Here is a 26,803-nt window from a genome sequence, read left to right on the forward strand (position 1 = left end):
AGTTGCGGAGAAAAAGCATGGCGGGGAATGACCGCGAGCCAATAGGACGTAAGGGAAAACCAACACGTCCGGCGAAAGAAAAGGTAAGCCGTCGTCGCCTCAGAGATGAGGACTATGACGATGACTATGAAGACGATTATGAGGATGAAGAACCGATGCCGCGTAAAGGGAAAGGCAAAGGGCGTAAGCCTCGGGGCAAGCGCGGCTGGTTCTGGCTGCTGCTGAAGCTGTTTATTATTTTTGTTGTGCTGATGGCGATTTACGGCGTGTATCTGGATCAGAAGATCCGCAGCCGTATCGACGGTAAAGTCTGGCAGCTACCTGCGGCAGTGTATGGCCGTATGGTGAACCTTGAGCCAGATATGTCCATCAGTAAGAACGAGATGGTGAAGCTGCTGGAAGCCACCCAGTATCGTCAGGTGTCTAAAATGACGCGCCCTGGCGAATTTACCGTGCAGGCAAATAGCATTGAGATGATCCGCCGTCCGTTTGATTTCCCGGACAGCAAAGAGGGGCAGGTGCGCGCGCGTCTGACCTTTGATGGCGATCGTCTGGATATTATTGAGAACATGGATAACAACCGTCAGTTCGGTTTCTTCCGTCTCGATCCCCGTCTGATCACCATGCTCTCCTCGGCAAACGGCGAACAGCGTCTGTTCGTTGCGCGTAACGGTTTCCCGGATCTGCTGGTGGACACCCTGCTGGCAACCGAAGACCGTCACTTCTACGAGCACGATGGCATCAGCCTCTACTCGATTGGTCGTGCGGTACTGGCTAACCTCACTGCGGGCCGTACCGTGCAGGGCGCGAGTACCCTTACCCAGCAGCTGGTGAAGAACCTGTTCCTCTCCAGCGAACGCTCTTACTGGCGTAAAGCTAACGAAGCGTACATGGCCGTGCTGATGGATGCGCGTTACAGCAAGGATCGTATCCTTGAGCTGTATATGAACGAGGTGTATCTCGGTCAGAGCGGCGATAACGAAATCCGCGGCTTCCCGCTGGCGAGCCTGTACTACTTTGGCCGTCCGGTGGAAGAGCTGAGCCTCGACCAGCAGGCACTGCTGGTGGGTATGGTGAAAGGGGCGTCCATTTATAACCCGTGGCGTAACCCGAAACTGGCGCTGGAGCGTCGTAACCTGGTGCTGCGCCTGCTGCAACAACAGCAGGTGATTGACCAGGAGCTGTACGACATGCTAAGTGCGCGGCCACTCGGCGTTCAGCCGCGCGGTGGCGTGATTTCGCCTCAGCCTGCGTTTATGCAGCTGGTGCGTCAGGAGCTGCAAAGCAAGCTCGGTGATAAGGTCAAAGATCTCTCCGGCGTGAAGATCTTCACCACCTTTGACTCCGTCGCGCAGGATGCGGCAGAGAAAGCGGCTGTGGAAGGCATTCCGGCGCTGAAGAAACAGCGTAAGCTGAGCGATCTGGAAACCGCGATGGTGGTGGTTGACCGTAACTCCGGCGAAGTTCGCGCGATGGTGGGCGGTGCCGAGCCGCAGTTTGCAGGCTACAACCGTGCCATGCAGGCGCGTCGCTCGATCGGTTCTCTGGCAAAACCTGCGACCTATCTCACTGCCCTGAGCCAGCCGAATCAGTATCGCCTGAATACCTGGATTGCGGATGCGCCGATCTCCCTGCGTCAGCCTAACGGCCAGGTTTGGTCACCGCAGAACGATGATAAACAGTTCAGCGGCCAGGTCATGCTGGTGGATGCTTTAACGCGCTCCATGAACGTGCCAACGGTTAACCTGGGGATGTCGCTGGGCCTGCCGGCCATCGTCGATACCTGGCAGAAACTCGGCGTGTCGAAAGATCAGCTGCATCCGGTGCCCGCGATGATCCTCGGTGCGCTTAACCTGACGCCGATCGAAGTGGCGCAGGCGTTCCAGACCATTGCCAGCGGGGGTAACCGCGCGCCGCTGTCTGCCCTGCGTTCGGTGATTGCCGAAGATGGCTCCGTGCTGTATCAGAGCTTCCCGCAGGCAGAACGTGCCGTTCCTGCTCAGGCAGCCTATATGACGCTGTGGACGATGCAGCAGGTTGTGCAGCGCGGTACCGGCCGTCAGCTGGGGGCGAAGTATCCGGGTCTGCATCTGGCGGGTAAAACCGGGACCACCAACAACAACGTCGATACCTGGTTCGCCGGTATCGATGGCCGTGAAGTGGTGATCACCTGGGTAGGCCGCGACAACAACCAGCCGACCAAGCTGTACGGTGCGAGCGGGGCGATGTCGATTTACCAGCGCTATCTGGCGAATCAGTCCCCTGTGCCGCTGAATCTGGTTGCACCGGAAGACATCGTCGATATGGGCGTGGACAGTTCAGGCAACTTTGTCTGCGGCGGCGGGATGCGTACCCTGCCTGTCTGGACCGCAAATCCGGACTCGCTGTGCCAGCAAAGCCAGCCAGAACAGCCATCGGGTAACCCGTTCGACCAGTCTTCTCAGCCGCAGCAGCAACAGCCGCAGCAGCAGAATGAGAAGAAAGACAGCGACGGTGTCGCGGGCTGGATTAAAGACATGTTCGGCGGTAACTAACCTTTTAAAGCCCTCTTCCCTGGAAGGGGGCTTTTTTTACCCGTAAACCGCATTTCGTTAACCCTCGCTTTAACTCTGATTAACCCTTCGTTTTCTCTTGTCTATTTCTTAAACCCTTAATTCTCGTAGGGCTGCATACTGCTTGCTATGCAAGCAACGTTTCGCCTATTATTCTGGCGCTCATAATAATAATTCTCGTTTACGTTATCATTCACTTTCACATCAGAGATTCAACATGGCGCTTTCCAATACTGCTCAGCCAATTAACACGTCGCTGCGTAAAATCGCAGTCGTCGTAGCCACAGCGGTTGCCGGCATGTCGACTTATGCACATGCTGCCGAAACCCCGAACAAAGAAGAAACCATTACCGTTACTGCCGCGCCTGCTGCGCAGGAAAGTGCGTGGGGGCCTGCTGCTACCATCGCAGCAAGGCAATCCGCAACGGGTACTAAAACGGATACCCCTATTCAAAAGGTACCGCAGTCTATTTCTGTGGTAACAGCCGAAGAGATGGCTCTGCATCAACCGCGCTCGGTTAAAGAAGCTCTGAGCTATACGCCAGGCGTTGCGGTAGGTACTCGTGGTGCGTCTAATACCTATGACTATCTGGTCATTCGAGGCTTTGCGGCCGATGGCCAGACGCAGAATAACTACCTCGATGGCATGAAAATGCAGGGAAACTTCTATAACGACGCGGTGATTGACCCTTATATGCTGGAACGCGCCGAGATCATGCGCGGTCCGGTTTCTGTTCTGTACGGAAAAAGCAGCCCTGGTGGTTTGCTGAACATGGTAAGTAAGCGCCCAACAACCGAGCCGCTGAAAGAGATCCAGTTCAAAGCAGGCACAGATAGCCTGTTTCAGACCGGTTTTGATTTTAGCGATGCGATCGACGATGACGGTGTCTACTCATACCGTCTGACGGGTGTTGCCCGTTCGAACAACTCGCAGCAGGAAGGTAAAGGTGAGCAGCGTTATGCCATCGCGCCATCTTTCTCCTGGCGTCCAGATGATAAGACTACCTTTACGTTCCTCTCTTACTTCCAGAACGAGCCTGAAACGGGATATTACGGCTGGTTACCCAAAGAGGGGACGGTCGATCCGCTGCCAAACGGCGATCGTCTGCCGACGAACTTCAACGAAGGTGCGAAGAACAACACCTATTCCCGAAACCAGAAAATGGTGGGATATAGCTTCGACCACGAATTCAACGATACCTTCACCGTGCGTCAGAACCTGCGCTTTGCCGAGAACAAAACCTCGCAAAACAGCGTTTACGGTTATGGTGTCTGCACCGATCCGGCGAATGCTGGCAGCAAACAGTGTGCGGCATTGGCCCCTGCTGACAAAGGGCATTATCTGGCGCGTAAATACGTTGTAGATAATGAAAAACTGCAGAACTTCACCGTTGATACCCAGCTGCAAAGCAAATTCTCGACCGGAAAGATGGACCACATTCTGCTGACCGGCGTTGACTTTATGCGTATGCGAAATGACATCAACTCCTGGTTCGGCTATGACGACTCGGTTCCTCTGTTGGATCTTTATCATCCCGTTAACAGCGATTTCGATTTTGGTGCAAAAGATCCGGCTAACTCAGGAGCTTATCAGATCCTGAACCGCCAGAAACAGACGGGTCTGTATGTTCAGGATCAGGCGCAGTGGGATAAAGTGCTGGTCACTCTGGGGGGACGTTATGACTGGGCCGATCAGGAGTCCTATAACCGTGTGACCAATACCACATCCAAACGTGATGACACCCAGTTCACCTGGCGTGGCGGTGTTAACTACCTGTTTGATAACGGCGTCACCCCGTACTTTAGCTATAGCGAATCTTTTGAACCGGCTTCGCAGACCGATGCACAGGGCAAACTGTTCTCTCCGTCTAAAGGCAAGCAGTACGAAGCGGGCGTGAAATACGTTCCGAACGATCGTCCGATCGTTGTCACCGGTGCGGTGTATCAGCTGACCAAAACCAACAACCTGATGGCGGACCCGGCGGGCTCTTTCTTCTCGGTTGAAGGCGGTGAAATCCGTGCCCGTGGCGTAGAGTTGGAAGCGAAAGCCGCGCTGTCTGCGAGCGTTAACGTTGTCGGCTCCTATACCTATACCGATGCGCAATACACCACCGATACCAACTACAAAGGCAACACGCCAGCCCAGGTGCCTAAACATATGGCATCCGTATGGGGTGATTACACAATGTTTGATGGCCCGCTGTCTGGTCTGACGCTGGGTACCGGCGTGCGTTATACGGGCTCAAGCTATGGCGATCCGGCAAACTCCTTCAAAGTGGGCAGTTACACTGTTGTCGATGCACTGGTCAGATACGATCTGGCACGCGTTGGCATGGCAGGTTCAAACGTGGCGCTGCATGTGAACAATCTGTTCGATCGCGAGTATGTTGCCAGCTGCTTCAACACCTACGGTTGCTTCTGGGGTGCTGAACGTCAGGTTGTTGCCACCGCGACCTTCCGCTTCTAATCGCTCTTTGGGCACGGTTCGCCGTGCCCTTTTTATTTAAGTTGGCTGATATGCAGGATAATCAAACGCAACCCGACACCACCTTTACGCTCAACCATCTCTCCTTTCGCGTACCCGGGCGCATGCTGCTGCATCCGCTCTCTCTGACGTTCCCGGCAGGTAAAGTGACGGGGCTGATTGGCCACAACGGCTCCGGTAAATCCACGCTGCTCAAAATGCTGGGACGCCACCAGCCACCTTCAGAAGGCGATATTCTGTTGGATCACCAACCGCTGGAGAGCTGGAGCAGTAAAGCCTTTGCCCGCAAAGTCGCCTATCTGCCGCAGCAGCTGCCGCAGGCGGAAGGGATGACGGTACGCGAGCTGGTAGCCATTGGGCGTTATCCGTGGCACGGTGCGCTGGGCCGCTTCGGCGTCGCCGACAGAGAAAAAGTGGAAGAGGCAATTGCGCTGGTGGGGCTCAAACCGCTGGCGCACCGGCTGGTGGATAGCCTGTCCGGCGGTGAACGCCAGCGCGCGTGGATTGCGATGCTGGTGGCACAGGACAGCCGCTGCCTGCTGCTCGACGAACCGACCTCTGCGCTGGATATTGCCCACCAGGTCGACGTGCTGGCGCTGGTGCATCGCTTAAGCCAGCAGCGGGGGCTGACGGTGATTGCGGTCCTGCATGATATCAACATGGCGGCGCGCTACTGTGACTACCTCGTCGCGCTGCGCGGGGGCGAGATGATTGCCCAGGGCACGCCGTCTGAGCTGATGCGCAGTGAAACGCTGGAACACATTTACGGTATTCCGATGGGTATTCTGCCTCACCCTGCCGGGGCTGCGCCGGTGAGCTTCGTATACTGATGCTGGACAATATGCTTATCAGCCGCCGTCGCCTGCTGACGGCCATGGCGCTCTCACCGCTGCTGTTGAAAATGAATACGGCGCGGGCTGCCGCCGTGGATCCGCACCGTATTGTGGCCCTTGAGTGGCTGCCGGTTGAACTGATGATGGCGCTCGGCGTTACGCCCTATGGCGTGGCGGACATTCCTAACTATAACCTCTGGGTGAACGAGCCGAAGCTGCCGGACTCGGTGATCGACGTCGGTCTGCGTACGGAGCCAAACCTCGAACTGCTCACCCAGATGAAGCCGTCGTTCCTGTTCTGGTCCGCGGGCTACGGCCCGTCAGAAGAGGTGATGGCGCGCATTGCGCCAGGACGCGGATTCTCGTTCAGCGACGGTAAAAAACCGCTGACCGTGGCGAAAAACTCGATTAACGAGATGGCGCATTTCCTCAACCGCGAGGCGGAGGCCAAACGGCATCTCGATGAATTTGATGCCCTGATTGACGCGCTAAAGCCGCGTTTTGCTCACCGGGGCGATCGCCCGCTGCTGATGGTGACGCTGCTGGATGCCCGCCATATGCTGGTCTTTGGTAAAAACTGCCTGTTCCAGGAAGTGCTCGACAGTTTTGGCATTCGTAATGCCTGGGAAGGGGAGATGACGTTCTGGGGCAGTACCGCCGTGGGTATCGATCGTCTGGCGGCGTTTCGCGATGCAGATGTGATCTGTTTCGACCACGGAAACGAGCGTGACATGCAGGCGCTGATGGCGACGCCGCTCTGGCAGGCGATGCCGTTTGTGCGCGAGCAGCGCTTCCAGCGCGCCCCGGCGGTCTGGTTCTACGGCGCGACGCTGTCGGCCATGCATTTTGCTCGTCTGCTGGATAGCGCGCTGGGAGGAAAAGCATGAGCATGCGTATCGCCCGCTTCCCGGCGCTGCTGTTGTCCTTACTGTTCCTGGCCGCGCTGGTATTAACCTGGATCAACCTCTCGACGGCGCTACCGCGTGGACAGTGGGGCGCTGCCCTGGCCGCGCCGGATATCGATAATATTCAGCAGATGCTGTTTCACTACAGCCTGCTGCCGCGCCTGGCGATCTCCCTCTTAGTCGGTGCCGGTTTAGGGCTGGTGGGCGTGCTGTTCCAGCAGGTTTTACGCAATCCGCTGGCGGAACCGACCACGCTCGGCGTCGCGACCGGCGCGCAGCTTGGGATCACGGTCATCACGCTGTGGTCGCTGCCGGGGGCGTTGACCTCGCAGTTTGCCGCTCTCGCGGGGGCGTGCGTGGTGGGGGCGCTGGTCTTTGGCGTGGCCTGGCGCAAACGTCTTTCCCCGGTGACGCTTATTCTGGCCGGGCTGGTGGTGAGCCTGTACTGCGGGGCGATTAACCAGCTGCTGGTGCTGTTCCACCACGATCGGCTGCAAAGCATGTTCCTGTGGAGTACCGGCACGCTCACCCAGACCGACTGGAGCGTGGTGGCGCATCTGTGGCCACAGCTGGCCGGCGGCGTCGTGCTGACGCTGCTGCTCCTGCGTCCCCTGACGCTCATGGGGCTGGATGACGGCGTGGCGCGAAACCTGGGGCTGGCGCTGTCGCTGGCTCGCCTGGCGGCGCTGACGCTGGCGATTGTACTGAGCGCTCTGCTGGTGAATGCGGTCGGTATAATCGGGTTTATCGGGCTGTTCGCGCCGCTGCTGGCGAAAATGCTCGGGGCGCGTCGTTTGCTGGCGCGTCTGCTGCTGGCCTCGCTGATTGGGGCGCTGATCCTCTGGCTTTCCGATCAGCTCATTCTGTGGCTGGCGCGGGTCTGGAGGGAGGTGTCCACCGGGTCGGTCACGGCGCTTATCGGTGCGCCGCTGCTGCTGTGGCTGCTGCCGCGCCTGCGCAGCATGAGCGCGCCGGCGATGGATGCAGGCGATAAAGTCTATGCGGAACGCCAGTCGGTGCTGTGGTTTAGCCTTGCTGGCCTGGCGGTGCTGGTTATCGCCTCGTTTACCGCGCTCGCGTTTGGGCGCGATGCGGCGGGCTGGCACTGGGCAACGGGCGATTTACTCAACGAACTGCTGCAGTGGCGCTGGCCGCGTATCTTCGCCGCGCTGATCGCCGGCGTGATGCTGGCGGTGGCGGGGTGCATTATTCAGCGTCTGACCGGCAACCCGATGGCAAGCCCGGAAGTGCTGGGGATCAGCTCCGGCGCCGCCTTTGGCGTGGTACTGATGCTGTTCTTCGTGCCGGGCAATGCGTTTGGCTGGCTGATGCCTGCCGGGAGTATCGGTGCGGCGGCGACGCTGATGATTATCCTGATGGCTGCCGGTCGCGGCGGATTTTCTCCGCACCGGATGCTGCTGGCCGGGATGGCGCTTAGCACTGCATTTACGATGCTCCTGATGATGCTGCAGGCGAGCGGCGATCCGCGCATGGCGAAGATCCTGACCTGGATTTCCGGCTCAACGTACGGTGCCACCGGCAGTCAGGTTGTCTGGTCCGGGATCGTGATGATCGTGCTGCTGGCGATTGTGCCGCTGTGCCGTCGCTGGCTGACCATCCTGCCGCTCGGCGGTGAAACGGCGCGGGCGGTGGGTATGGCGCTGACGCCAGCGCGCGTGGCCCTGCTGCTGCTGGCGGCGTGCCTGACGGCTGTGGCAACCATGACTATCGGACCGCTGAGCTTTGTCGGGTTGATGGCGCCGCACATAGCCCGAATGATGGGGTTCCGCCGGACGATGCCGCATATTGTGATGTCTGCCCTCACGGGCGGGGTCATGCTGGTGTTTGCAGACTGGTGCGGAAGAATGGTGCTGTTCCCGTATCAGATCCCGGCGGGTCTGCTGTCGACCTTTATCGGTGCGCCGTACTTTATTTATCTGTTGAGAAAGCAGAGTCGGTAGTCAGGTGCGGCCTGATGCCCTCTCCCACGGGGAGAGGGAGAACATCGTAGGCCGGGTAAGCGTTAGCGCCACCCGGCAATGCCCTTAAAGCTTCGCAAACACCTTACGCGCCGCGTCGATGGTGTTATTGATATCTGCTTCGCTGTGCGCCACGGACATGAAGCCCGCTTCGAACGCCGACGGTGCCAGATACACGCCTTCTTCCAGCATCAGGTGGAAGAAGCGCTTGAAGCGTTCAACGTCGCACTTCACCACGTCCTGATAGCAGGTCACGGTTTTCGCATCGGTGAAGAAAATCCCGAACATTCCGCCCACGTGGTTAACGACCAGCGGAATACCGGCTTCCTCTGCCGCTTCAAGCAGTCCGTTTGCCAGCTGTGTCGTCAGGTCGGTCAGGGTTTCATGAATGCCCGGCTGAGCCACTTCGTTCAGGCAGGCGAAACCGGCAGCCATTGCGATTGGGTTACCGGAGAGCGTGCCCGCCTGGTAAACCGGGCCGGTTGGCGCCAGGGCTTCCATAACGTCCTTACGACCACCGAATGCACCGACCGGCATGCCGCCGCCGATGATTTTGCCAAGGCAGGTCAGGTCCGGCTCAACGCCGTAGTAAGACTGAGCACCCGCCAGCGCCACGCGGAAGCCGGTCATCACTTCATCGATGATCAGCAGCGCGCCGAACTCGTCGCACAGGGCGCGCAGGCCCGGCAGGAAGTCAGGCTGCGGTGGGATGCAGTTCATGTTGCCCGCAACCGGCTCAACGATGATGCAGGCGATCTCCTGCGGATACTGCTCGAACGCCGCGCGAACGGTGTTCAGATCGTTGTAGGTACAGGTCAGGGTATGCTTCGCGAAATCTGCCGGTACGCCCGGCGAGTTTGGCTGGCCGAGCGTCAGCGCGCCGGAGCCCGCTTTCACCAGCAGGCAGTCCGCGTGACCGTGGTAACAGCCTTCAAACTTGACGATCTTGTCGCGGCCGGTAAAGCCACGCGCCAGGCGGATAGCGCTCATGGTGGCTTCGGTACCGGAGTTCACCATACGCACCATGTCCATGGTAGGCACCAGTTCAGTGACCAGCTCCGCCATTTTCACTTCCATTTCCGTCGGCGCGCCGAAGCTCAGGCCGCGCTGGGCGGCTTCAATTACCGCATTACGGATAGCCGGATGGTTGTGGCCCAGCACCATCGGGCCCCAGGAGCCGACATAATCGATATAGGCTTTGCCATCGACATCATACAGATACGCGCCGTCAGCACGTTCGATAAACAGCGGCGTGCCGCCCACGCCGGTAAAGGCGCGCACAGGTGAGTTCACGCCACCCGGAATAAGCTCGCGGGCTGCACTGTAGAGGTTTTCAGACTTGCTCATGGCGTCGTTCCTGGTTCGTATAAAATGATTAAGCACACTATTCTAAGTGATTCGCGGAAGGTTATGAAATTTTTGCCCCATTAATGCATAAACAATTGTTAAGGATTTTTCACGGGACGGCGCGACTGTCTCTGGTAAAATCCTCACGGCTTTTTGTGTGATGAATAAGAGCAGGACATGAAATCAGATTCTCCGTCTTTTGAAGAACAACAGTTTTCGCGCGCCCAACATCGAATCAGTATTCGGCGGCTGCTCAATCGCGATAAAACGCCGCTGGCGATCCTGCTGGCCGCTGCCGTGGTGGGTACCCTTGCGGGTCTGGCTGGCGTGGCGTTTGAAAAAGCGGTTAATGCCGTACTCAACTGGCGAGTGGGGACCGTAGCCGGTTTCGCCGACAGCAGATGGCTGGTCTGGACAGCGGCATTTGGGCTGTCTGCGCTGCTTGCTATGGTGGGTTATTTTCTGGTCCGTAAATTTGCGCCGGAGGCGGGCGGCTCTGGTATCCCGGAAATTGAGGGCGCGCTGGAGGAGCTGCGTCCGGTGCGCTGGTGGCGAGTGATCCCGGTGAAATTTATCGGCGGCATGGGAACCCTCGGTGCGGGAATGGTACTGGGGCGAGAGGGGCCAACCGTGCAGCTGGGCGGGAACGTCGGGCGCATGGTGGGCGATCTGTTTCGGATGCGCAGCGCCGAAGCGCGCCATACGCTGCTGGCCACCGGCGCGGCGGCGGGGCTGTCGGCGGCGTTTAACGCGCCGCTGGCCGGGATTTTGTTCATCATCGAAGAGATGCGCGCCCAGTTTCGCTACAACCTGATCTCCATAAAAGCGGTGTTTACCGGCGTCATTATGTCGAGCATCGTCTTTCGCATCTTTAATGGCGAAGGGGCGGTCATTGAGGTGGGAAAACTCACCAACGCGCCGGTCAATACCCTGTGGCTTTATCTGATCCTCGGTATGATTTTTGGCGTGGTAGGCCCGCTCTTTAACACCTTCATTCTGCGCGCTCAGGATATGTTCCAGCGTCTTCACGGCGGGAATACAACCAAATGGGTGCTGATGGGTGGCCTGCTGGGCGGGATGTGCGGCGTACTCGGCTTTATTGAACCGAATGCCGCAGGCGGCGGGTTCGGCCTGATTCCCATTGCGGCGGCGGGGAATTTCAGCGTGGGACTGCTGCTGTTTATGTTTATTTCACGCGTCATCACGACGGTGCTGTGCTTCTCCTCCGGCGCGCCGGGCGGAATATTCGCACCCATGCTGGCGCTGGGAACGCTGCTGGGCACCGCGTTTGGTATGGCGGCGCAGGCGGGCTTGCCCGCTTATCACCTTGATGCCGGGACCTTTGCGGTGGCCGGAATGGGGGCGCTGCTGGCCGCGTCCCTGCGCGCGCCGTTGACGGGTATCGTGCTGGTGCTGGAGATGACGGATAATTACCAGCTCATTTTGCCAATGATCATTACCTGTCTCGGCGCGACACTATTAGCCCAATTCCTGGGTGGAAAGCCGCTATACTCCACCATCCTTGCGCGTACTCTGGCAAAACAAGAGGCTGAACGGGCCGCAGCGCAGAATACTTGAATGAATTACCAGGGTATTAGATAATGACACAAAGAATTGGGTGAATTTTACCCAATCGCAGTAGCAGTATTCATGGGAGCATATGATGAGTGATGATGTAGCGTTGCCGCTGGAATTTACCGAAGCAGCAGCCAACAAAGTGAAAACCCTGATTGCAGACGAAGACAATCCGGATCTGAAACTGCGCGTCTATATTACCGGCGGCGGCTGCAGCGGCTTCCAGTATGGTTTTACCTTTGACGACCAGGTTAACGATGGTGATATGACTATCGAGAAACAAGGCGTCGCCCTGGTGGTTGACCCGATGAGCCTGCAATATCTGGTGGGCGGCTCGGTGGATTACACCGAAGGTCTGGAAGGATCGCGCTTTGTGGTGACCAACCCGAACGCAACAAGCACCTGCGGGTGTGGTTCTTCGTTCAGCATCTAAGAGGTTCGGGCTGATGCCCTCGCCCCGGCCCTCTCCCACAGGGGGAGGGAGAAAAGACTAAAAACGGTAACCTGGCGGTTACCGTTTTGCGTTTACCTTCCGTTATCGTCCAGCGCAAACGTCGGCAGCTTCAGGTGCCAGCGTATCGCCGCTAAACGAATCACCAGCGTCACGAGCATCCCCAGCATCGCTGCATTTTCCAGCGGGAGCGCGAAGGTGTAGTACGCGGTCGCGTGAACAATCCCGCCAACAATACAGGCCGTTGCGTAAATTTCAGTGCGCAGGATCATCGGCACTTCACGCGCCAGAATGTCGCGTATTATCCCACCGCCCACGCCGGTTAATACGCCCATGCAGATCGCCACCATCGGACCGGTACCCGCATTAAACGCCTTGTTTACGCCAATACCGACGAACACGGCCAGACCCACGGCGTCCAGCACCGGCAATATCCATTTGGGTAATCTGCGCGGCTGGCGAACCAGCACAATGGTTAACAGGCAGGTGACCATCGCGACCACCAGATCGGTCGGGTCTTTCACCCAAAACACCGGGCCATTGGCCAGCGCCATATCGCGGATAGTCCCGCCACCCACGGCGGTCACCACGCCAAGCACCAGCACGCCAAACGGATCCATGCGTAGTTTTCCGGCGAGCAGGACGCCGGAGATAGCAAAAACGGCTGTGCCAAGAATATCCAGCCAATAAACGAGCATCGTTAAATCCTCGAAAAGGGTCTTATGTTAGTGGCTCTCTGCCAGGGCGGCACAGAGCTGTTTTGCGGCGAGGATAATACGCGGGCTGGCGCGTTCAAACCAGTCACCGTTGAGCGGGATCACCGGAATTTTTAGCTGCCTTTTCCAGAATTGTTCAATTTTAGGAATCTCGCTCGCATTTCCGACCACGACGATTGCCTGTGGCTGGCGTGCCAGGACCTGTTCACGGCTAACCTGAGGCCACGGCACCCGGCTGGCAGCAAAGATATTTTCACCACCGCAGACTTCCAGCACCTGGTTCTGAATGGATCCTTTTCCGGTGGTGAACAGCGGCTGGCTGCCAAACTGCAGGAAGATGCGCTTTTTAACCGGCGTATCATAGCGGGATTTCAACGCGGCATAGTCGCTGAGCATCTGTTTCGCTGCGGCCTCGGCTTTTTTGGGGGAAGGGCTATAGGGCGCCAGGGCGCGGAGCGCCTGAGCGACTTGTTCAATGCTCACGGCATCAACCCACATGACTTTGATGCCAAGCGTGGCGAGCTGGTTAACCTGCCGCTCGGCGTTGCCGCCGCGCCAGGCCAGCACGAGATCCGGTTTAAGCGCCACGATGCGCTCAAGGTTCATCCCTTGCCAGGTTGCTACCTGTTCAATGCCCGCAGCCTGCGGCGGGTAATCGGAAAAGCTGCTCACGCCAACGGGCGTGATCCCTGCGGCAAAGGCCAGTTCCGTGTTAGCGGGGGAGAGCGTAATCACACGCGGGACAGCATAGAGCCACAGCGGTGCGAAAAGAAGCAGGGCGGCCAGCGCCCTGACGCTATGTTTAGCCACGTGCCAGATTCTGCACCAGGCGTTCCACCATCACGGTGGACTGTTTTGCCGCAACGGTCAGGAACTCGTCGAAGCTGATGTGGGACTGCTGGTCTGCCACGTCAGAGATGGCGCGGACCACCACGAACGGTACGTTGAAGTTATGGCAAACGTGAGCGATCGCGGTCGCTTCCATCTCAACGGCCACCGCCTGAGGGAAGTTATGGCGGATTTTCGCCAGCCCTACGGAGCCATTGATGAAGGCATCACCGCTGACAATCAGGCCGCGTACCGCGTTGAGATTGAGTTCAGCAATGCAGGTTTCTGCCGCCGCAATCAGTTTGTCGTCAGCCTTAAACCCTGCCGGACAGCCCGGGAGCTGACCATACTCGTAACCGAACGCGGTCACGTCAGCATCGTGGTAACGCGCTTCGTCGGAGACAACGATATCACCCACTTTCAGCGTCGGCGCCAGGCCGCCCGCAGAGCCGGTATTCACGATCACATCCGGCTTGCAGCGCTCGAGCAGCAGGGTTGCACCCAGCGCAGCAGCCACTTTACCGATGCCTGATTTCAGCAGAGCCACGTCAACACCGTTCAGCTGGCCGGTGTAGATCTCACAGCCTCCGAGAGAGAGGGTCTGACGGTTCTCAATTTTGTCACGCAGCAGCGTAACTTCTTCTTCCATTGCACCAATAATGCCGATTTTCATAGATTTACTCGCGATGTGCCTTGTTAAGATGCATAGTCTATCATGCGGTTAAGGGGAAACGCATTCTCAGGCGGGGGAGCACATGTCACCAATCGATTTTCGCACCAAAATTAACTGGCACCGGCGTTTCCGTTCGCCGCAGGGCGACAAGAGCGAACATGAGATCCTGCGTATCTTCGAAAGCGATCGCGGGCGGATTATTAACTCGCCGGCCATCCGCCGTTTGCAGCAAAAGACGCAGGTGTTTCCGCTCGAGCGTAACGCCGCGGTGCGCACGCGCCTAACCCACTCCATGGAAGTGCAGCAGGTCGGGCGCTATATTGCCAAAGAGATTTTGAGCCGTCTCAAAGAACAGCGCTTACTGGAAACTTATGGCCTGGACGAACTGACGGGGCCCTTCGAGAGCATCGTTGAGATGGCCTGCCTGATGCATGACATCGGCAACCCACCTTTTGGCCACTTTGGTGAGGCGGCAATCAATGACTGGTTTAAACAGCGGCTTCATCCTTCGGATGCGGCCAGCCAGCCCCTCAGCGATGACCGCTGTACCGTACGCGACTTACGCCTGCGTGAAGGGGAAGAGGGGCTGAACGATCTGCGTCGTAAAGTGCGCCAGGATCTGTGTCACTTCGAGGGGAACGCGCAGGGGATCCGGCTGGTCCATTCTCTGATGCGTATGAACCTGACCTGGGCACAGGTCGGCTGTATCCTGAAATATACCCGCCCCGCGTGGTGGATGGGGGATACGCCCGAATCGCACAGTTATCTCATGAAAAAACCGGGCTATTACCTTTCTGAAGAAGCCTATATTGAACGGCTGCGTAAAGAACTTTCATTGACGCCAAACGGCCGCTTTCCCTTAACCTGGATTATGGAAGCCGCCGACGATATTTCCTATTGTGTGGCCGATCTGGAAGACGCCGTTGAGAAAAGAATCTTCAGCGTCGAGGAGCTTTATCAGCATCTTTATGCCGCCTGGGGCACCCATGAAAAAGGCTCGCTGTTTGCGCAGGTTGTCGAAAATGCCTGGGAAAAATCGCGCTCAAATACATTAAGCCGCAGTACTGAAGACCAGTTCTTTATGTATTTGCGGGTCAATACATTAAATAAACTGGTGCCATATGCGGCATCGCGCTTTATTGATAATTTGCCGCTGATTTACAGCGGAGAATTCAATCACGCGCTGCTGGAAGATGACAGCAGTTTCAGCCAGCTCCTTGAGCTTTATAAACATGTGGCTATGCGGCACGTGTTCAGCCACCCGGATGTTGAACAGTTAGAGCTGCAGGGCTACCGGGTAATCAGTGGGTTACTGGAAATTTACTCCCCGTTGCTCCAGCTGTCGGTCGACGAATTCAGCGAGCTGGTGGAACACGAGCGCGTGCGCCGAATACCGATTGAGTCCCGGCTTTATCAGAAACTCTCTACCCGTCATCGACTGGCGTATGTTGAAGCAATTGGCAAGCTGGACCGTCATTCTCTCCAGTGGCCGGTGCTGGAATATTATTATCGCTGCCGCCTGATCCAGGACTATATCAGCGGCATGACGGATTTATACGCCTGGGATGAATATCGCAAGCTGATGGCCGTGGAATAATCACGGAGTTTTGTAAAGACGGCCAATAAATTTTTACCTTTTCCATAAACTTATCGCCGGAACTAAGCGGTATAAAATGAATCTGAGTTACACAGCAATTTTGCGTTATCTGTAAATCGAGATTGAGAAACATGAAAAAAACCACATTAGCAATGAGTGCACTGGCTCTGAGTTTAGGTTTAGCGCTGTCTCCTCTGACTGCTACTGCAGCCGAGACCGCGTCGTCGGCAGCAACCGCGCAGCAGATGCCAAGCCTGGCACCGATGCTCGAAAAGGTGATGCCATCGGTGGTGAGTATTAACGTTGAGGGTAGCACGACCGTCAATACGCCGCGCATGCCGCGTAACTTCCAGCAGTTCTTTGGCGACAACTCGCCGTTCTGCCAGGACGGTTCGCCATTCCAGAGCTCTCCGTTCTGCCAGGGCGGTGGCGCAGGGGATGACAGCCAGGGCGGCGCCCAGCAGCAGAAATTCATGGCGCTTGGCTCGGGAGTGATCATTGATGCAGCGAAAGGCTACGTCGTCACCAACAACCACGTAGTTGATAACGCTAACAGCATTAAGGTGCAGCTGAGCGATGGCCGCAAGTTTGACGCCAAAGTGGTGGGGAAAGACCCGCGCTCCGACATCGCGCTGATCCAGATTCAGGATCCGAAGAACCTGACGGCGATTAAAATTGCCGACTCCGACGCGCTGCGCGTGGGTGACTATACCGTGGCAATCGGTAACCCGTTCGGTCTGGGTGAAACCGTGACCTCGGGTATCGTCTCTGCGCTGGGCCGTAGCGGCCTCAATGCCGAGAACTATGAAAACTTCATCCAGACGGATGCGGCGATTAACCGCGGTAACTCCGGCGGTGCGCTGGTGAACCTGAACGGTGAGCTGATCGGTATCAACACCGCTATCCTGGCACCGGACGGCGGCAACATCGGTATCGGCTTTGCTATCCCAAGTAACATGGTGAAAAACCTGACCGCACAGATGGTGCAGTATGGCCAGGTGAAACGCGGTGAGCTGGGTATCCTGGGTACGGAGCTGAACTCCGAACTGGCGAAGGCAATGAAAGTTGACGCTCAGCGCGGGGCATTCGTCAGCCAGGTGATGCCGAACTCCTCTGCGGCGAAAGCGGGGATTAAAGCGGGTGATGTCATCACCTCCCTGAACGGTAAACCGATCAGCAGCTTTGCCGCCCTGCGCGCCGAAGTGGGTTCTATGCCGGTTGGCAGTAAAATCACCCTCGGCCTGCTGCGCGACGGTAAGCCGGTTAACGTGAGCCTGGAACTGCAGCAGAGCAGCCAGAATCAGGTGGATTCCAGCACCATCTTCAGCGGTATTGAAGGGGCGGAGATGAGCAACAAAGGGGCAGATAAAGGCGTGGTGGTGAACAACGTGAAGGCGAATTCACCGGCAGCCCGTATCGGCCTGAAAAAAGGGGATGTGATCATGGGGGCTAACCAGCAGCCGGTGAAAAACATCGCTGAACTGCGCAAAATTCTCGACAGCAAGCCTTCCGTGCTGGCGCTGAATATCCAGCGTGGTGACTCCTCTATCTACCTGCTGATGCAGTAAATCCTGTAAGCCCCTGCCTGTAACAGGCAGGGGCTTTTCTCGTTTCTGTGACCCTTTCCACAAGTCCATATTTCTCCCTCTCTCTTTGTGCGTTTGCACAATGCGGCCGCAGCTGAACTTCCCTATGCTTGAGCTCTGCTCACAGGAGGGTTGCATGGCTGGCTGGCATCTTGATACCAAAATGGCGCAGGATATCGTGGCGCGCACCATGCGCATCATTGATACCAATATCAACGTAATGGATGCCCGCGGTCGCATTATTGGCAGCGGCGATCGCGAGCGTATTGGTGAATTGCACGAAGGCGCGCTGCTGGTGCTTTCCCAGGGGCGGGTTGTGGATATCGACGACGCGGTAGCGAAACATCTTCACGGCGTCCGGCAGGGGATCAATTTACCGCTGCGTCTGGAAGGGGAGATAGTCGGCGTTATTGGCCTGACCGGTGAGCCGGAGTCCCTGCGAAAATACGGCGAGCTGGTCTGTATGACGGCAGAAATGATGCTGGAGCAGTCGCGCCTGATGCACCTGCTCGCTCAGGACAGCCGCCTGCGCGAAGAGCTGGTAATGAACCTTATTCAGGCGGAAGAGCATACGCCTGCGCTCAGCGAATGGGCGCAGCGTCTGGGGATCGATCTGAACCAGCCGCGCGTCGTGGCGGTGATTGAGGTCGATAGCGGCCAGCTTGGGGTCGACAGTGCGATGGCCGAGCTGCAGCAACTGCAAAACGCGCTGGCGACGCCGGAGCGCGACAACCTGGTGGCAATAGTCTCTCTTACGGAAATGGTGGTGCTCAAACCGGCGCTCAATCAGTTTGGTCGCTGGGATGCAGAAGATCACCGTCGTCGCGTGGAGCTGCTGATCTCCCGGATGAAGGAGAATGGCCAGCTGCGCTTTCGCGTTGCATTGGGCAACTACTTTACCGGGCCGGGCAGTATCGCCCGCTCCTGGCGTACCGCGCGCACCACCATGATGGTGGGCAAGCAGCGCATGCCGGAGAGCCGCAGCTATTTCTATCAGGATCTGATGCTGCCGGTGCTGCTCGACAGCCTGCGCGGCGGCTGGCAGGCCAATGAGCTGGCACGACCATTAGCGCGTCTGAAAGCCATGGACAACAACGGCCTGCTACGCCGAACGCTACAGGCGTGGTTCCGCCATAACGTGCAGCCGCTGGCGACGTCGAAAGCGCTGTTTATTCACCGCAATACGCTGGAATATCGGCTCAACCGCATTTCGGAGCTGACGGGGCTGGATCTGGGGAATTTTGACGACAGGCTGCTGCTCTATGTGGCGCTGCAGCTGGATGAACAGCGATGATGTTGTTTGCCGGGTGGCGGCTTCGCCTTACCCGGCCTACATAATGGTTTTCTCCCTCTCCCTGTGAGAGAGGGCCGGGGTGAGGGCATCAGGCCGCACCCAACTTATTTGTTGCGGGTTAACTTCTCAAGATCCGCTTCAATCTCGCTGATCTTGTTGGTCACAACGCTTTCAAGGTGACGCAGATCGTCAAGGATCTTACGCTTGAGATCGACTTCGGTGCGGTCGCGCTGGCAGATCTGATCGAGTTCATCAATCACATAGCGCAGGTTAGGGCTGATTTCCTGTACTTCTTTGTATCCCTGACCTACACCGTCAGCAACAACGGTCTTACGCTGGCGTGGATATTTAAACTTCACGCTTTTGGCGAAAAACTCTCCTTTGTCCTTGTGAAAATAGATTTTCAGAATATCGTTATTGGCTTCCTGACGGAGGCTGTAACGATCAATTTCATCAGGATTGGTAATGCCCAGACTTTTCAGATTATCGTACATAGCGGTACCCTTGATCTCAACATAACCTTTGAATAATTAACGAAAAAATCTATTTTCGCCACCCTCAGATATAAAAAAAGCGGGGTTGCCCCCGCTTTTTGTTATACCCGATTAATCGATGGTGCGCAGCAATTCGTTGATGCCAACTTTACCGCGTGTTTTCGCGTCCACTTTCTTCACGATAACCGCACAGTACAGGCTGTATTTGCCATCTTTTGACGGCAGGTTGCCGGAAACCACCACGGAGCCAGCCGGCACGCGACCGTAATGCACTTCACCGGTTTCACGATCGTAAATACGGGTGCTCTGACCGATATAAACGCCCATGGAGATCACGGAGCCTTCTTCAACGATCACGCCTTCGACAACTTCAGAACGCGCGCCGATGAAGCAGTTGTCTTCGATGATGGTCGGGTTAGCCTGCAGTGGCTCCAGAACACCGCCGATGCCCACGCCGCCGGACAGGTGAACGTTTTTACCGATCTGCGCACAAGAACCCACAGTCGCCCAGGTATCGACCATCGTACCTTCGTCAACGTAGGCACCGATGTTCACGTAGGATGGCATCAGCACGGTGTTGCGGGCAATAAATGCACCCTGACGCACTGCCGCAGGCGGTACCACGCGGAAGCCTTCTTTCTGGAAACGCGCTTCATCGTAGTCAGCGAATTTCATTGGCACTTTATCGAAGTAGCGGCTTTCTGCTCCGTCGATAACCTGGTTATCATTGATGCGGAAAGAGAGCAGCACCGCTTTCTTCAGCCATTGATGAGTGACCCACTGACCGTCGATTTTTTCTGCCACGCGCAATGCGCCAGAATCCAGCAGGGAAATCACCTGGTTTACCGCTTCACGGGTCACGGTATCCACATTTGCCGGGGTAATCTCGGCGCGACGCTCAAAGGCGGACTCAATAACGTTCTGTAACTGCTGCATGGTTTACTCTTTCCATTTCACTAAAAAACACGTCACCCTTTATCGTTTGGATTGAGGGCTGCTGTCAACCGTTGTTGTACTTCAAGTTGCAGGTCATTATTAAGGGCACGCCGGTCCGCTGTGGCGATTATAAATAAATCTTCTACTCGCTCGCCAATGGTTGTAATTCTTGCCCCATGAAGCGAAATTCCCAGATCGGCAAACACCTGGCCGACGCGAGCGAGGAGCCCTGGCTGGTCCAGTGCGATCAGCTCCAGGAACGATTTACGGTCGGTGTGGGTCGGCAGGAAATTGACCTCGGTATCGACGGTAAAGTGGCGCAGTTTCGCCGGCTGGCGACGCGGCTGCGGCGGCTGCCAGCTGCGCTGGGTGATCGCCTGCTCAAGCCCGAAGCGTATTCCTTCATGTCTGTCCGACGACAGCGGGCTGCCGTCCGGCTCAAGCACAATAAAGGTATCCATCGCCATGCCGTCGCGGGTGGTGAAAATCTGCGCGTCGTGAACGCTCAGATTACGCCTGTCCAGCTCGGCGCACACCGCAGCAAACAGATAAGGCCGGTCCGGGCTCCAGATGAAAATCTCCGTCCCGCCGCGCGTGGCCTGTGGGCTCAGCAGGATCATCGGCTGCGTCAGATCGTGCTTGAGCAGATGCCGCGCGTGCCAGGCAAGCTGGTTTGGGCTGTGGCGGACAAAATAGTTGGCACGGCAGCGGGCCCAAATCTGATGCAGCGCTTCTTCATTGATGTTATCCATCCGCAGCAGCGCCAGCGCCTGCAGCTGGTGATGGCGCACGCGCTCGCGCATGTCCGGTGCGTTTTGCATGCCGCGGCGCAGCTGTTTTTCAGTTGCAAAGTACAGCTCGCGGAGCAGGCTTTGTTTCCAGCTGTTCCACAGCGTTTCGTTGGTGGCGCAGATATCGGCCACCGTCAGGCAGACCAGATAGCGCAGACGGTTTTCCGTCTGAACCTCCTCCGCAAACTGCTTGATCACTTCAGGATCCTGAATGTCACGACGCTGTGCAGTGACCGACATCAGCAGGTGATGACGCACCAGCCAGGCCACAAGCTGCGTTTCACGCGAGTTCAGGCCGTGCAGTTCGGCAAATTTAAGCACGTCCTGCGCGCCCAGCACCGAGTGGTCACCGCCGCGACCTTTCGCGATATCGTGGAACAGGGCGGCAATCAGGATCAATTCCGGATGGGTAAGGCGCGGCCATAATTCCACGCACAGCGGGTGGCGGGATCGCGTCTCCTCTTTGGCAAAGCTTTCCAGCTTGAGCATGACGCGGATCGTGTGTTCATCCACCGTGTAGGCGTGGAACAGATCAAACTGCATCTGCCCGACAATATGCGACCACTGCGGCATATAGGCCCACAGCACGCTGTGGCGGTGCATTGGCAGCAGGCCACGACTGACGGCCCCCGGGTGGCGGAGCATGCTCAGGAATAGCGAACGCGCTTCCGGGATATAGCACAGCGGCTGCGTCAGATGGCGGCGCGCATGGCGCAGATGTCGCAGGGTGGTGGAGTAGATCCCAGTGATGGCGCTGTTGCGCACCATGGTATAGAACATCCGCAGAATCGCTTCCGGCTCGCGGATAAACAGCGTTTCGTCGCGCAGATCGATAAGCGTGCCGCGTAGCTGGAATTCGTCATCAATCGGGCGCGGCTTTTCGTCCGCCGTCAGGGCCAGGATGGCCTCGTCGAAGAGCTGCAACAGCATCTGGTTCAGCTCCGTGACCCGGCGGGTGACGCGGAAGAAATCCTTCATCATGTGCTCAACCGGCTCGTTCCCCTCGCCGCTGTAGTTGAGGCGTTGGGCAACGCTGAGCTGACGGTCAAACAGCAGACGGTTATCGTAGCGCGTCACTTCCAGGTGGAGGGCAAAGCGAATGCGCCAGAGCAGGTGCAGACACTCGTTGAGCTCGTTACGCTCGGCCTCGGTTAAGAAGCCAAAGCCGACCATCTCGTCCATGGAGGTGGCGCCAAAATGGCGACGGGCGACCCACTGTAACGTGTGGATGTCGCGCAGGCCGCCGGGGCTGCTTTTAATATCGGGTTCAAGGTTATAGCTGGTGCCGTGGTAGCGCTGGTGGCGCTGATTTTGCTCCTCAACCTTCGCGGCGAAGAACTTTTCTGACGGCCAGAAGCCGTCGCTGAAGATGTGTTTTTGCAGCTCCAGGAATAGCGCGACGTCACCAATCAGCAGGCGGGTTTCAATGAGGTTGGTGGCGACGGTCAGGTCGGATAGTCCTTCCAGCAGACACTCTTCCAGGGTGCGTACGCTGTGGCCGACTTCCAGCTTCACGTCCCAGAGCAGGGTCAGCAGTTCGCCAATTTTTTGCGCCTGTTCGTCCGGCAGCTTTTTGCGGCTTAAGATCAGGAGATCGATATCGGAAAGCGGGTGCAGCTCTCCGCGGCCATAGCCCCCGACGGCAACCAGCGCCACATCACCGATCTGCCCGAAGCCGTAATCGATCCACAAACGCTGCAGGAGCTGGTCGATAAATTCGGTGCGCGCTTCAATCAGCTGCTCTGCGGAAATACCGGCATCAAATGCGCTTCCAAGCCAGCGGTGAAAGACGTCCATATGCGCCTTGATGCCGGCACAGGTCAGCTCGTGTTGCGGCCAGACGCCTGGGTTGTCGGGCTGGTCGGGGAGGGTGGGAAGTGCTGTGTTAGCATACTGTTCGGGTAAAAGATTACTCATCGTGCGCCACCCATAAGAAAAAGCTATCGCCATTAAAAAAGCCGGCATTCGCCGGCTCTTTTATCACTCAATGTTCGTCAGTATCGCCGGGATGGTGTCATCCTTGCGCAACGTCATAATTTCGCAGCCGTTGTCTGTTACCACAATAGTATGCTCGTACTGCGCAGACAAGCTTCTGTCTTTGGTTTTGACCGTCCAGCCATCTTTCATGGTACGGATGCGGTAGTCACCCGCGTTAACCATCGGCTCGATGGTAAAGGTCATGCCTTTTTGCAGCACCACGCCGCCGTCATCTGCATCATAGTGCAGGACCTGCGGTTCTTCGTGGAAGACGCGACCAATGCCGTGACCGCAGTATTCGCGAACCACGGAGAAACCTTCCGCTTCCACGAATTTTTGAATGGCGGCACCAATGGTACGCAGACGAATGCCCGGTTTAACCATCTTTAGCGCCAGGTAGAGGCTCTCTTGCGTCACTTTGCACAGACGCTCGCCCAGAATGGTTGGCTTGCCAACGATGAACATTTTTGAGGTGTCACCGTGGTACTCATCTTTAATGACGGTGACGTCGATGTTGACGATGTCGCCATCTTTCAGCAGTTTTTCGTTGTCCGGAATACCGTGGCAAACCACTTCATTAATAGAAATGCAGACGGATTTCGGGAAACCGTGGTAGCCGAGGCAGGCGGAAACCGCGTGCTGCTCGTTAACGATGTAATCATTACAGATGCGGTCCAGTTCACCGGTGCTGACGCCCGGCTTCACGAACGGCTCGATCATTTCCAGCACTTCCGCGGCCAGACGACCGGCGACGCGCATCTTTTCAATTTCTTCAGGTGTCTTAATAGAGATAGCCATGTAATCTGTCCATCGGTGTCGATTTTTTCGACAATACTAGTCTAAGTGCTGTCAATGGTATCAGTCAGGCACACCCCGTGCCAAATTGAGAATCATTAACAGCACACTACGCCAACAACAGTTGGTTTATGGTGGCGTTTTGTGGTATAAAGCGCGCCGGACTTCCGATCCATTTCAGATACACAGGCTGGACGGAAGCGACAAATCTCACTTTGTGTAACAACACACACGTATCGGCACATATTCCGGGGTGCCCTTTGGGGTCGGTAATATGGGATACGTGGAGGCATAACCCCAACTTTTAATATAGAGGTTTTAAACATGGCAACTGTTTCCATGCGCGACATGCTCAAGGCTGGTGTTCACTTTGGTCACCAGACCCGTTACTGGAACCCGAAAATGAAGCCTTTCATCTTCGGCGCACGTAACAAAGTTCACATCATCAACCTTGAGAAAACTGTACCAATGTTCAACGAAGCCCTGGCTGAGCTGAACAAGATCTCTTCCCGTAAAGGTAAGATTCTGTTCGTTGGTACTAAGCGCGCTGCAAGCGAAGCTGTGAAAGATGCTGCTAACAGCTGCGACCAGTTCTTCGTGAACCATCGCTGGTTGGGCGGCATGCTGACTAACTGGAAAACTGTTCGTCAGTCCATCAAACGCCTGAAAGATCTGGAAACCCAGTCTCAGGACGGTACTTTCGACAAGCTGACTAAGAAAGAAGCGCTGATGCGCACTCGTGAACTGGACAAGCTGGAAAACAGCCTGGGCGGTATCAAAGATATGGGCGGCCTGCCAGACGCGCTGTTCGTAATCGATGCGGACCACGAGCACATCGCAATCAAAGAAGCTAACAACCTGGGTATCCCGGTATTCGCTATCGTTGATACCAACTCCGATCCGGACGGTGTTGACTTCGTTATCCCGGGTAACGACGACGCAATCCGTGCTGTTAGCCTGTACCTGAGCGCTGTAGCTGCTACCGTTCGTGAAGGCCGTTCCCAGGATCTGGCTTCTCAGGCGGAAGAAAGCTTCGTAGAAGCTGAATAATAAGGTTTTACCCCTTATTAGTACCGTGTATGAATAGGGGCCCATTACCGGCCCCTTTTTTCAATTTACACTGTTTGGCCCCTGGCCGGGCAGTTCACATCTCCCGAGGATTTAAGAATGGCTGAAATTACCGCATCCCTGGTAAAAGAGCTGCGCGAGCGTACTGGCGCAGGCATGATGGATTGCAAAAAAGCGCTGACTGAAGCGAACGGCGACATCGAGCTGGCAATCGAAAACATGCGTAAATCCGGTGCGATCAAAGCAGCTAAAAAAGCAGGCAACGTTGCTGCTGACGGCGTGATCATCACTAAGATCGACGGCAACTACGGTATCATTCTGGAAGTTAACTGCCAGACTGACTTCGTTGCTAAAGATGGTGGTTTCCAGGCATTTGCTAACAAAGTTCTGGACGCAGCTGTTGCTGGCAAAATCACTGACGTTGAAGTTCTGAAAGCACAGTTCGAAGAAGAACGTGTTGCGCTGGTTGCTAAAATCGGTGAGAACATCAACATCCGTCGCGTTTCTTCTCTGGAAGGCGACGTTCTGGGCTCTTACCAGCACGGTGCACGTATCGGTGTTCTGGTTGCGGCTAAAGGCGCTGACGAAGAGCTGGTTAAACAGCTGGCGATGCACATCGCTGCAAGCAAACCAGAATTCGTTAAGCCAGAAGACGTGTCTGCTGAAGTGGTAGAGAAAGAGTACCAGGTTCAGCTGGACATCGCGATGCAGTCTGGTAAGCCAAAAGAAATCGCAGAGAAAATGGTTGAAGGCCGCATGAAGAAATTCACCGGCGAAGTTTCTCTGACTGGCCAGCCTTTCGTAATGGATCCAAGCAAGTCTGTTGCTCAGCTGCTGAAAGAGCACAACGCTGACGTAACTGGCTTCATCCGCTTCGAAGTGGGCGAAGGCATCGAGAAAGTTGAGACTGACTTCGCAGCAGAAGTTGCTGCAATGTCCAAGCAGTCTTAATGATTGAAAAGGAGCCGCCTGAGGGCGGCTTCTTTTTGTCACCCGTCATATGAAATCAGACAGGCTCCAGTATCGCTGTGCTGATTTGCGGCATATCATGTCGCCAGAATTAACCCCCATCTTAATCGTTGACAGTCTCAGGAAAGAAACATGGCTACCAATGCAAAACCCGTGTACAAACGCATTCTGCTTAAGCTGAGTGGCGAAGCGCTGCAGGGATCGGAAGGCTTCGGTATTGACGCAAGCATCCTTGATCGCATGGCACAGGAAATCAAAGAACTGGTCGAACTGGGTATCCAGGTTGGCGTGGTCATTGGCGGTGGCAACCTTTTCCGTGGTGCTGGTCTGGCGAAAGCGGGGATGAACCGCGTTGTGGGTGACCACATGGGTATGCTGGCAACCGTCATGAATGGTCTGGCAATGCGTGATGCACTGCATCGTGCCTATGTGAATGCTCGCCTGATGTCCGCGATTCCACTGAATGGCGTATGCGATAACTACAGCTGGGCAGAAGCCATCAGCCTGCTGCGCAACAACCGCGTGGTGATCCTCTCCGCCGGTACGGGTAACCCGTTCTTTACGACCGATTCCGCTGCCTGCCTGCGCGGTATCGAGATTGAAGCCGATGTGGTACTGAAAGCGACCAAAGTCGATGGCGTGTTTACTGCCGACCCGGCAAAAGATCCTTCTGCGACCATGTACGATCAGCTGTCCTATAATGAAGTGCTGGATAAAGAGCTGAAAGTGATGGATCTTGCCGCCTTCACGCTGGCTCGCGACCATAAACTGCCGATCCGTGTCTTCAACATGAACAAACCGGGCGCACTGCGTCGCGTGGTCATGGGCGAAAAAGAAGGCACTTTGATCACGGAATAATTTCCGTTGACGATAAATACAGGTAAGATTCCGCTTTATTTTGTAGTGGTATCTTACCCAGGCGCGCCTTTGGCGTTGTCATGAATTAAACGCG

Annotated in this window: 21 protein-coding genes; 13 read left to right on the plus strand and 8 right to left on the minus strand. The window is 56.4% G+C overall.

Annotation, left to right across the window (positions count from 1 at the left end; genetic code table 11):
• The first annotated feature begins 17 nt into the window (after positions 1-17).
• The 5 genes from mrcB to fhuB all read left to right on the plus strand — a co-directional run bounded on the left by mrcB (position 18) and on the right by fhuB (position 8,736).
• Complete coding sequence (gene mrcB, locus ACWHWP_RS04310; protein ID WP_447855120.1) at positions 18-2,534, plus strand: bifunctional glycosyl transferase/transpeptidase; 2,517 nt, start codon at positions 18-20, stop codon at positions 2,532-2,534.
• A gap of 235 nt (positions 2,535-2,769) precedes the next feature.
• Complete coding sequence (gene fhuA, locus ACWHWP_RS04315) at positions 2,770-5,019, plus strand: ferrichrome porin FhuA (protein ID WP_447855122.1); 2,250 nt, start codon at positions 2,770-2,772, stop codon at positions 5,017-5,019.
• Between the two features lie 50 nt (positions 5,020-5,069).
• A complete protein-coding gene (gene fhuC, locus ACWHWP_RS04320; RefSeq protein ID WP_447855123.1) occupies positions 5,070-5,867 on the plus strand; it encodes a Fe3+-hydroxamate ABC transporter ATP-binding protein FhuC in 798 nt (265 codons plus the stop codon).
• The gene (gene fhuD / locus ACWHWP_RS04325; protein ID WP_063431972.1) at positions 5,867-6,757 is read left to right on the plus strand and encodes a Fe(3+)-hydroxamate ABC transporter substrate-binding protein FhuD; all 891 of its coding nucleotides are present in this window, start codon (positions 5,867-5,869) and stop codon (positions 6,755-6,757) included. Before fhuC ends, fhuD begins: the two co-directional genes overlap by 1 nt.
• A complete protein-coding gene (gene fhuB / locus ACWHWP_RS04330; protein ID WP_447855124.1) occupies positions 6,754-8,736 on the plus strand; it encodes a Fe(3+)-hydroxamate ABC transporter permease FhuB in 1,983 nt (660 codons plus the stop codon). Before fhuD ends, fhuB begins: the two co-directional genes overlap by 4 nt.
• Before the next feature lie 84 nt (positions 8,737-8,820).
• Here the strand turns inward: fhuB and hemL are convergent, their stop codons facing one another.
• Positions 8,821-10,101 carry a glutamate-1-semialdehyde 2,1-aminomutase gene (hemL, locus tag ACWHWP_RS04335; protein WP_059311939.1) on the minus strand — a complete coding sequence of 427 codons (1,281 nt, stop codon included), beginning with the start codon at positions 10,099-10,101 and terminating at the stop codon, positions 8,821-8,823.
• A gap of 177 nt (positions 10,102-10,278) precedes the next feature.
• Here hemL and clcA point away from each other — a divergent pair, with 177 nt between their 5' ends.
• Positions 10,279-11,679, plus strand: a complete 1,401-nt coding sequence (clcA, locus tag ACWHWP_RS04340; RefSeq protein ID WP_063431968.1) for a H(+)/Cl(-) exchange transporter ClcA — start codon at positions 10,279-10,281, stop codon at positions 11,677-11,679.
• Between the two features lie 85 nt (positions 11,680-11,764).
• Positions 11,765-12,109 (plus strand): iron-sulfur cluster insertion protein ErpA, encoded by a 345-nt coding sequence (gene erpA / locus ACWHWP_RS04345; RefSeq protein ID WP_013095643.1) that lies wholly within the window; start codon positions 11,765-11,767, stop codon positions 12,107-12,109.
• A gap of 92 nt (positions 12,110-12,201) precedes the next feature.
• Here erpA and ACWHWP_RS04350 read toward each other — a convergent pair whose 3' ends face one another.
• From ACWHWP_RS04350 to mtnN, 3 genes are read right to left on the minus strand one after another with little or no spacing between them, the layout of a single operon-like run.
• Positions 12,202-12,825, minus strand: coding sequence for a TRIC cation channel family protein (locus tag ACWHWP_RS04350; RefSeq protein ID WP_059311937.1), 624 nt, complete (start codon positions 12,823-12,825; stop codon positions 12,202-12,204).
• Between the two features lie 27 nt (positions 12,826-12,852).
• The gene (gene btuF / locus ACWHWP_RS04355) at positions 12,853-13,653 is read right to left on the minus strand and encodes a vitamin B12 ABC transporter substrate-binding protein BtuF (RefSeq protein ID WP_447855125.1); all 801 of its coding nucleotides are present in this window, start codon (positions 13,651-13,653) and stop codon (positions 12,853-12,855) included.
• Positions 13,646-14,344: a 5'-methylthioadenosine/S-adenosylhomocysteine nucleosidase gene (gene mtnN, locus ACWHWP_RS04360; protein WP_008501920.1), complete on the minus strand. Its 699-nt coding sequence runs from the start codon at positions 14,342-14,344 to the stop codon at positions 13,646-13,648. The genes btuF and mtnN overlap by 8 nt, the downstream gene beginning before the upstream one ends.
• 82 nt (positions 14,345-14,426) lie before the next feature.
• Here mtnN and dgt point away from each other — a divergent pair, with 82 nt between their 5' ends.
• From dgt to cdaR, 3 genes are all read left to right on the plus strand, one after another.
• Positions 14,427-15,941, plus strand: coding sequence for a dGTPase (gene dgt, locus ACWHWP_RS04365; RefSeq protein WP_447855127.1), 1,515 nt, complete (start codon positions 14,427-14,429; stop codon positions 15,939-15,941).
• 131 nt (positions 15,942-16,072) lie between these two features.
• Positions 16,073-17,509 (plus strand): serine endoprotease DegP, encoded by a 1,437-nt coding sequence (gene degP, locus ACWHWP_RS04370; RefSeq protein ID WP_059311934.1) that lies wholly within the window; start codon positions 16,073-16,075, stop codon positions 17,507-17,509.
• Between the two features lie 154 nt (positions 17,510-17,663).
• Positions 17,664-18,821, plus strand: a complete 1,158-nt coding sequence (cdaR, locus tag ACWHWP_RS04375) for a DNA-binding transcriptional regulator CdaR (protein WP_059311933.1) — start codon at positions 17,664-17,666, stop codon at positions 18,819-18,821.
• A gap of 104 nt (positions 18,822-18,925) precedes the next feature.
• Here the strand turns inward: cdaR and ACWHWP_RS04380 are convergent, their stop codons facing one another.
• The 4 genes from ACWHWP_RS04380 to map form a co-directional block, all read right to left on the minus strand.
• Complete coding sequence (locus tag ACWHWP_RS04380) at positions 18,926-19,315, minus strand: DUF3461 family protein (RefSeq protein WP_008501916.1); 390 nt, start codon at positions 19,313-19,315, stop codon at positions 18,926-18,928.
• A gap of 111 nt (positions 19,316-19,426) precedes the next feature.
• The gene (gene dapD / locus ACWHWP_RS04385) at positions 19,427-20,251 is read right to left on the minus strand and encodes a 2,3,4,5-tetrahydropyridine-2,6-dicarboxylate N-succinyltransferase (protein ID WP_008501915.1); all 825 of its coding nucleotides are present in this window, start codon (positions 20,249-20,251) and stop codon (positions 19,427-19,429) included.
• Between the two features lie 32 nt (positions 20,252-20,283).
• Entirely contained in the window at positions 20,284-22,959 is a 2,676-nt protein-coding gene (gene glnD, locus ACWHWP_RS04390; RefSeq protein ID WP_059311932.1) for a bifunctional uridylyltransferase/uridylyl-removing protein GlnD, read from the minus strand.
• Positions 22,960-23,022: 63 nt separating this feature from the next.
• Entirely contained in the window at positions 23,023-23,817 is a 795-nt protein-coding gene (map, locus tag ACWHWP_RS04395) for a type I methionyl aminopeptidase (RefSeq protein WP_059311931.1), read from the minus strand.
• Between the two features lie 321 nt (positions 23,818-24,138).
• Here map and rpsB point away from each other — a divergent pair, with 321 nt between their 5' ends.
• From rpsB to pyrH, 3 genes are all read left to right on the plus strand, one after another.
• Positions 24,139-24,864: a 30S ribosomal protein S2 gene (gene rpsB, locus ACWHWP_RS04400; RefSeq protein ID WP_003856207.1), complete on the plus strand. Its 726-nt coding sequence runs from the start codon at positions 24,139-24,141 to the stop codon at positions 24,862-24,864.
• A 117-nt stretch (positions 24,865-24,981) separates the two neighbouring features.
• Entirely contained in the window at positions 24,982-25,833 is an 852-nt protein-coding gene (gene tsf, locus ACWHWP_RS04405; protein WP_014882627.1) for a translation elongation factor Ts, read from the plus strand.
• A gap of 150 nt (positions 25,834-25,983) precedes the next feature.
• Complete coding sequence (gene pyrH / locus ACWHWP_RS04410; protein WP_047346409.1) at positions 25,984-26,709, plus strand: UMP kinase; 726 nt, start codon at positions 25,984-25,986, stop codon at positions 26,707-26,709.
• Positions 26,710-26,803: the final 94 nt, after the last annotated feature.

The organism is Enterobacter sp. WI-ESBL-E8, assembly GCF_053364895.1.

Excerpts from the sequence above, each read along its gene's own strand:
- fhuA (WP_447855122.1), top strand. The coding sequence starts at position 2,770 with ATGGCGCTTTCCAATACTGCTCAGCCAATTAACACGTCGCTGCGTAAA.
- map (WP_059311931.1), bottom strand. The coding sequence starts at position 23,817 with ATGGCTATCTCTATTAAGACACCTGAAGAAATTGAAAAGATGCGCGTC.
- hemL (WP_059311939.1), bottom strand. The coding sequence starts at position 10,101 with ATGAGCAAGTCTGAAAACCTCTACAGTGCAGCCCGCGAGCTTATTCCG.
- fhuB (WP_447855124.1), top strand. The coding sequence starts at position 6,754 with ATGAGCATGCGTATCGCCCGCTTCCCGGCGCTGCTGTTGTCCTTACTG.
- glnD (WP_059311932.1), bottom strand. The coding sequence starts at position 22,959 with ATGAGTAATCTTTTACCCGAACAGTATGCTAACACAGCACTTCCCACC.
- degP (WP_059311934.1), top strand. The coding sequence starts at position 16,073 with ATGAAAAAAACCACATTAGCAATGAGTGCACTGGCTCTGAGTTTAGGT.
- erpA (WP_013095643.1), top strand. The coding sequence starts at position 11,765 with ATGAGTGATGATGTAGCGTTGCCGCTGGAATTTACCGAAGCAGCAGCC.
- mrcB (WP_447855120.1), top strand. The coding sequence starts at position 18 with ATGGCGGGGAATGACCGCGAGCCAATAGGACGTAAGGGAAAACCAACA.
- ACWHWP_RS04380 (WP_008501916.1), bottom strand. The coding sequence starts at position 19,315 with ATGTACGATAATCTGAAAAGTCTGGGCATTACCAATCCTGATGAAATT.
- tsf (WP_014882627.1), top strand. The coding sequence starts at position 24,982 with ATGGCTGAAATTACCGCATCCCTGGTAAAAGAGCTGCGCGAGCGTACT.
- dgt (WP_447855127.1), top strand. The coding sequence starts at position 14,427 with ATGTCACCAATCGATTTTCGCACCAAAATTAACTGGCACCGGCGTTTC.
- pyrH (WP_047346409.1), top strand. The coding sequence starts at position 25,984 with ATGGCTACCAATGCAAAACCCGTGTACAAACGCATTCTGCTTAAGCTG.
- dapD (WP_008501915.1), bottom strand. The coding sequence starts at position 20,251 with ATGCAGCAGTTACAGAACGTTATTGAGTCCGCCTTTGAGCGTCGCGCC.
- fhuD (WP_063431972.1), top strand. The coding sequence starts at position 5,867 with ATGCTGGACAATATGCTTATCAGCCGCCGTCGCCTGCTGACGGCCATG.
- fhuC (WP_447855123.1), top strand. The coding sequence starts at position 5,070 with ATGCAGGATAATCAAACGCAACCCGACACCACCTTTACGCTCAACCAT.
- ACWHWP_RS04350 (WP_059311937.1), bottom strand. The coding sequence starts at position 12,825 with ATGCTCGTTTATTGGCTGGATATTCTTGGCACAGCCGTTTTTGCTATC.
- clcA (WP_063431968.1), top strand. The coding sequence starts at position 10,279 with ATGAAATCAGATTCTCCGTCTTTTGAAGAACAACAGTTTTCGCGCGCC.
- mtnN (WP_008501920.1), bottom strand. The coding sequence starts at position 14,344 with ATGAAAATCGGCATTATTGGTGCAATGGAAGAAGAAGTTACGCTGCTG.
- rpsB (WP_003856207.1), top strand. The coding sequence starts at position 24,139 with ATGGCAACTGTTTCCATGCGCGACATGCTCAAGGCTGGTGTTCACTTT.
- cdaR (WP_059311933.1), top strand. The coding sequence starts at position 17,664 with ATGGCTGGCTGGCATCTTGATACCAAAATGGCGCAGGATATCGTGGCG.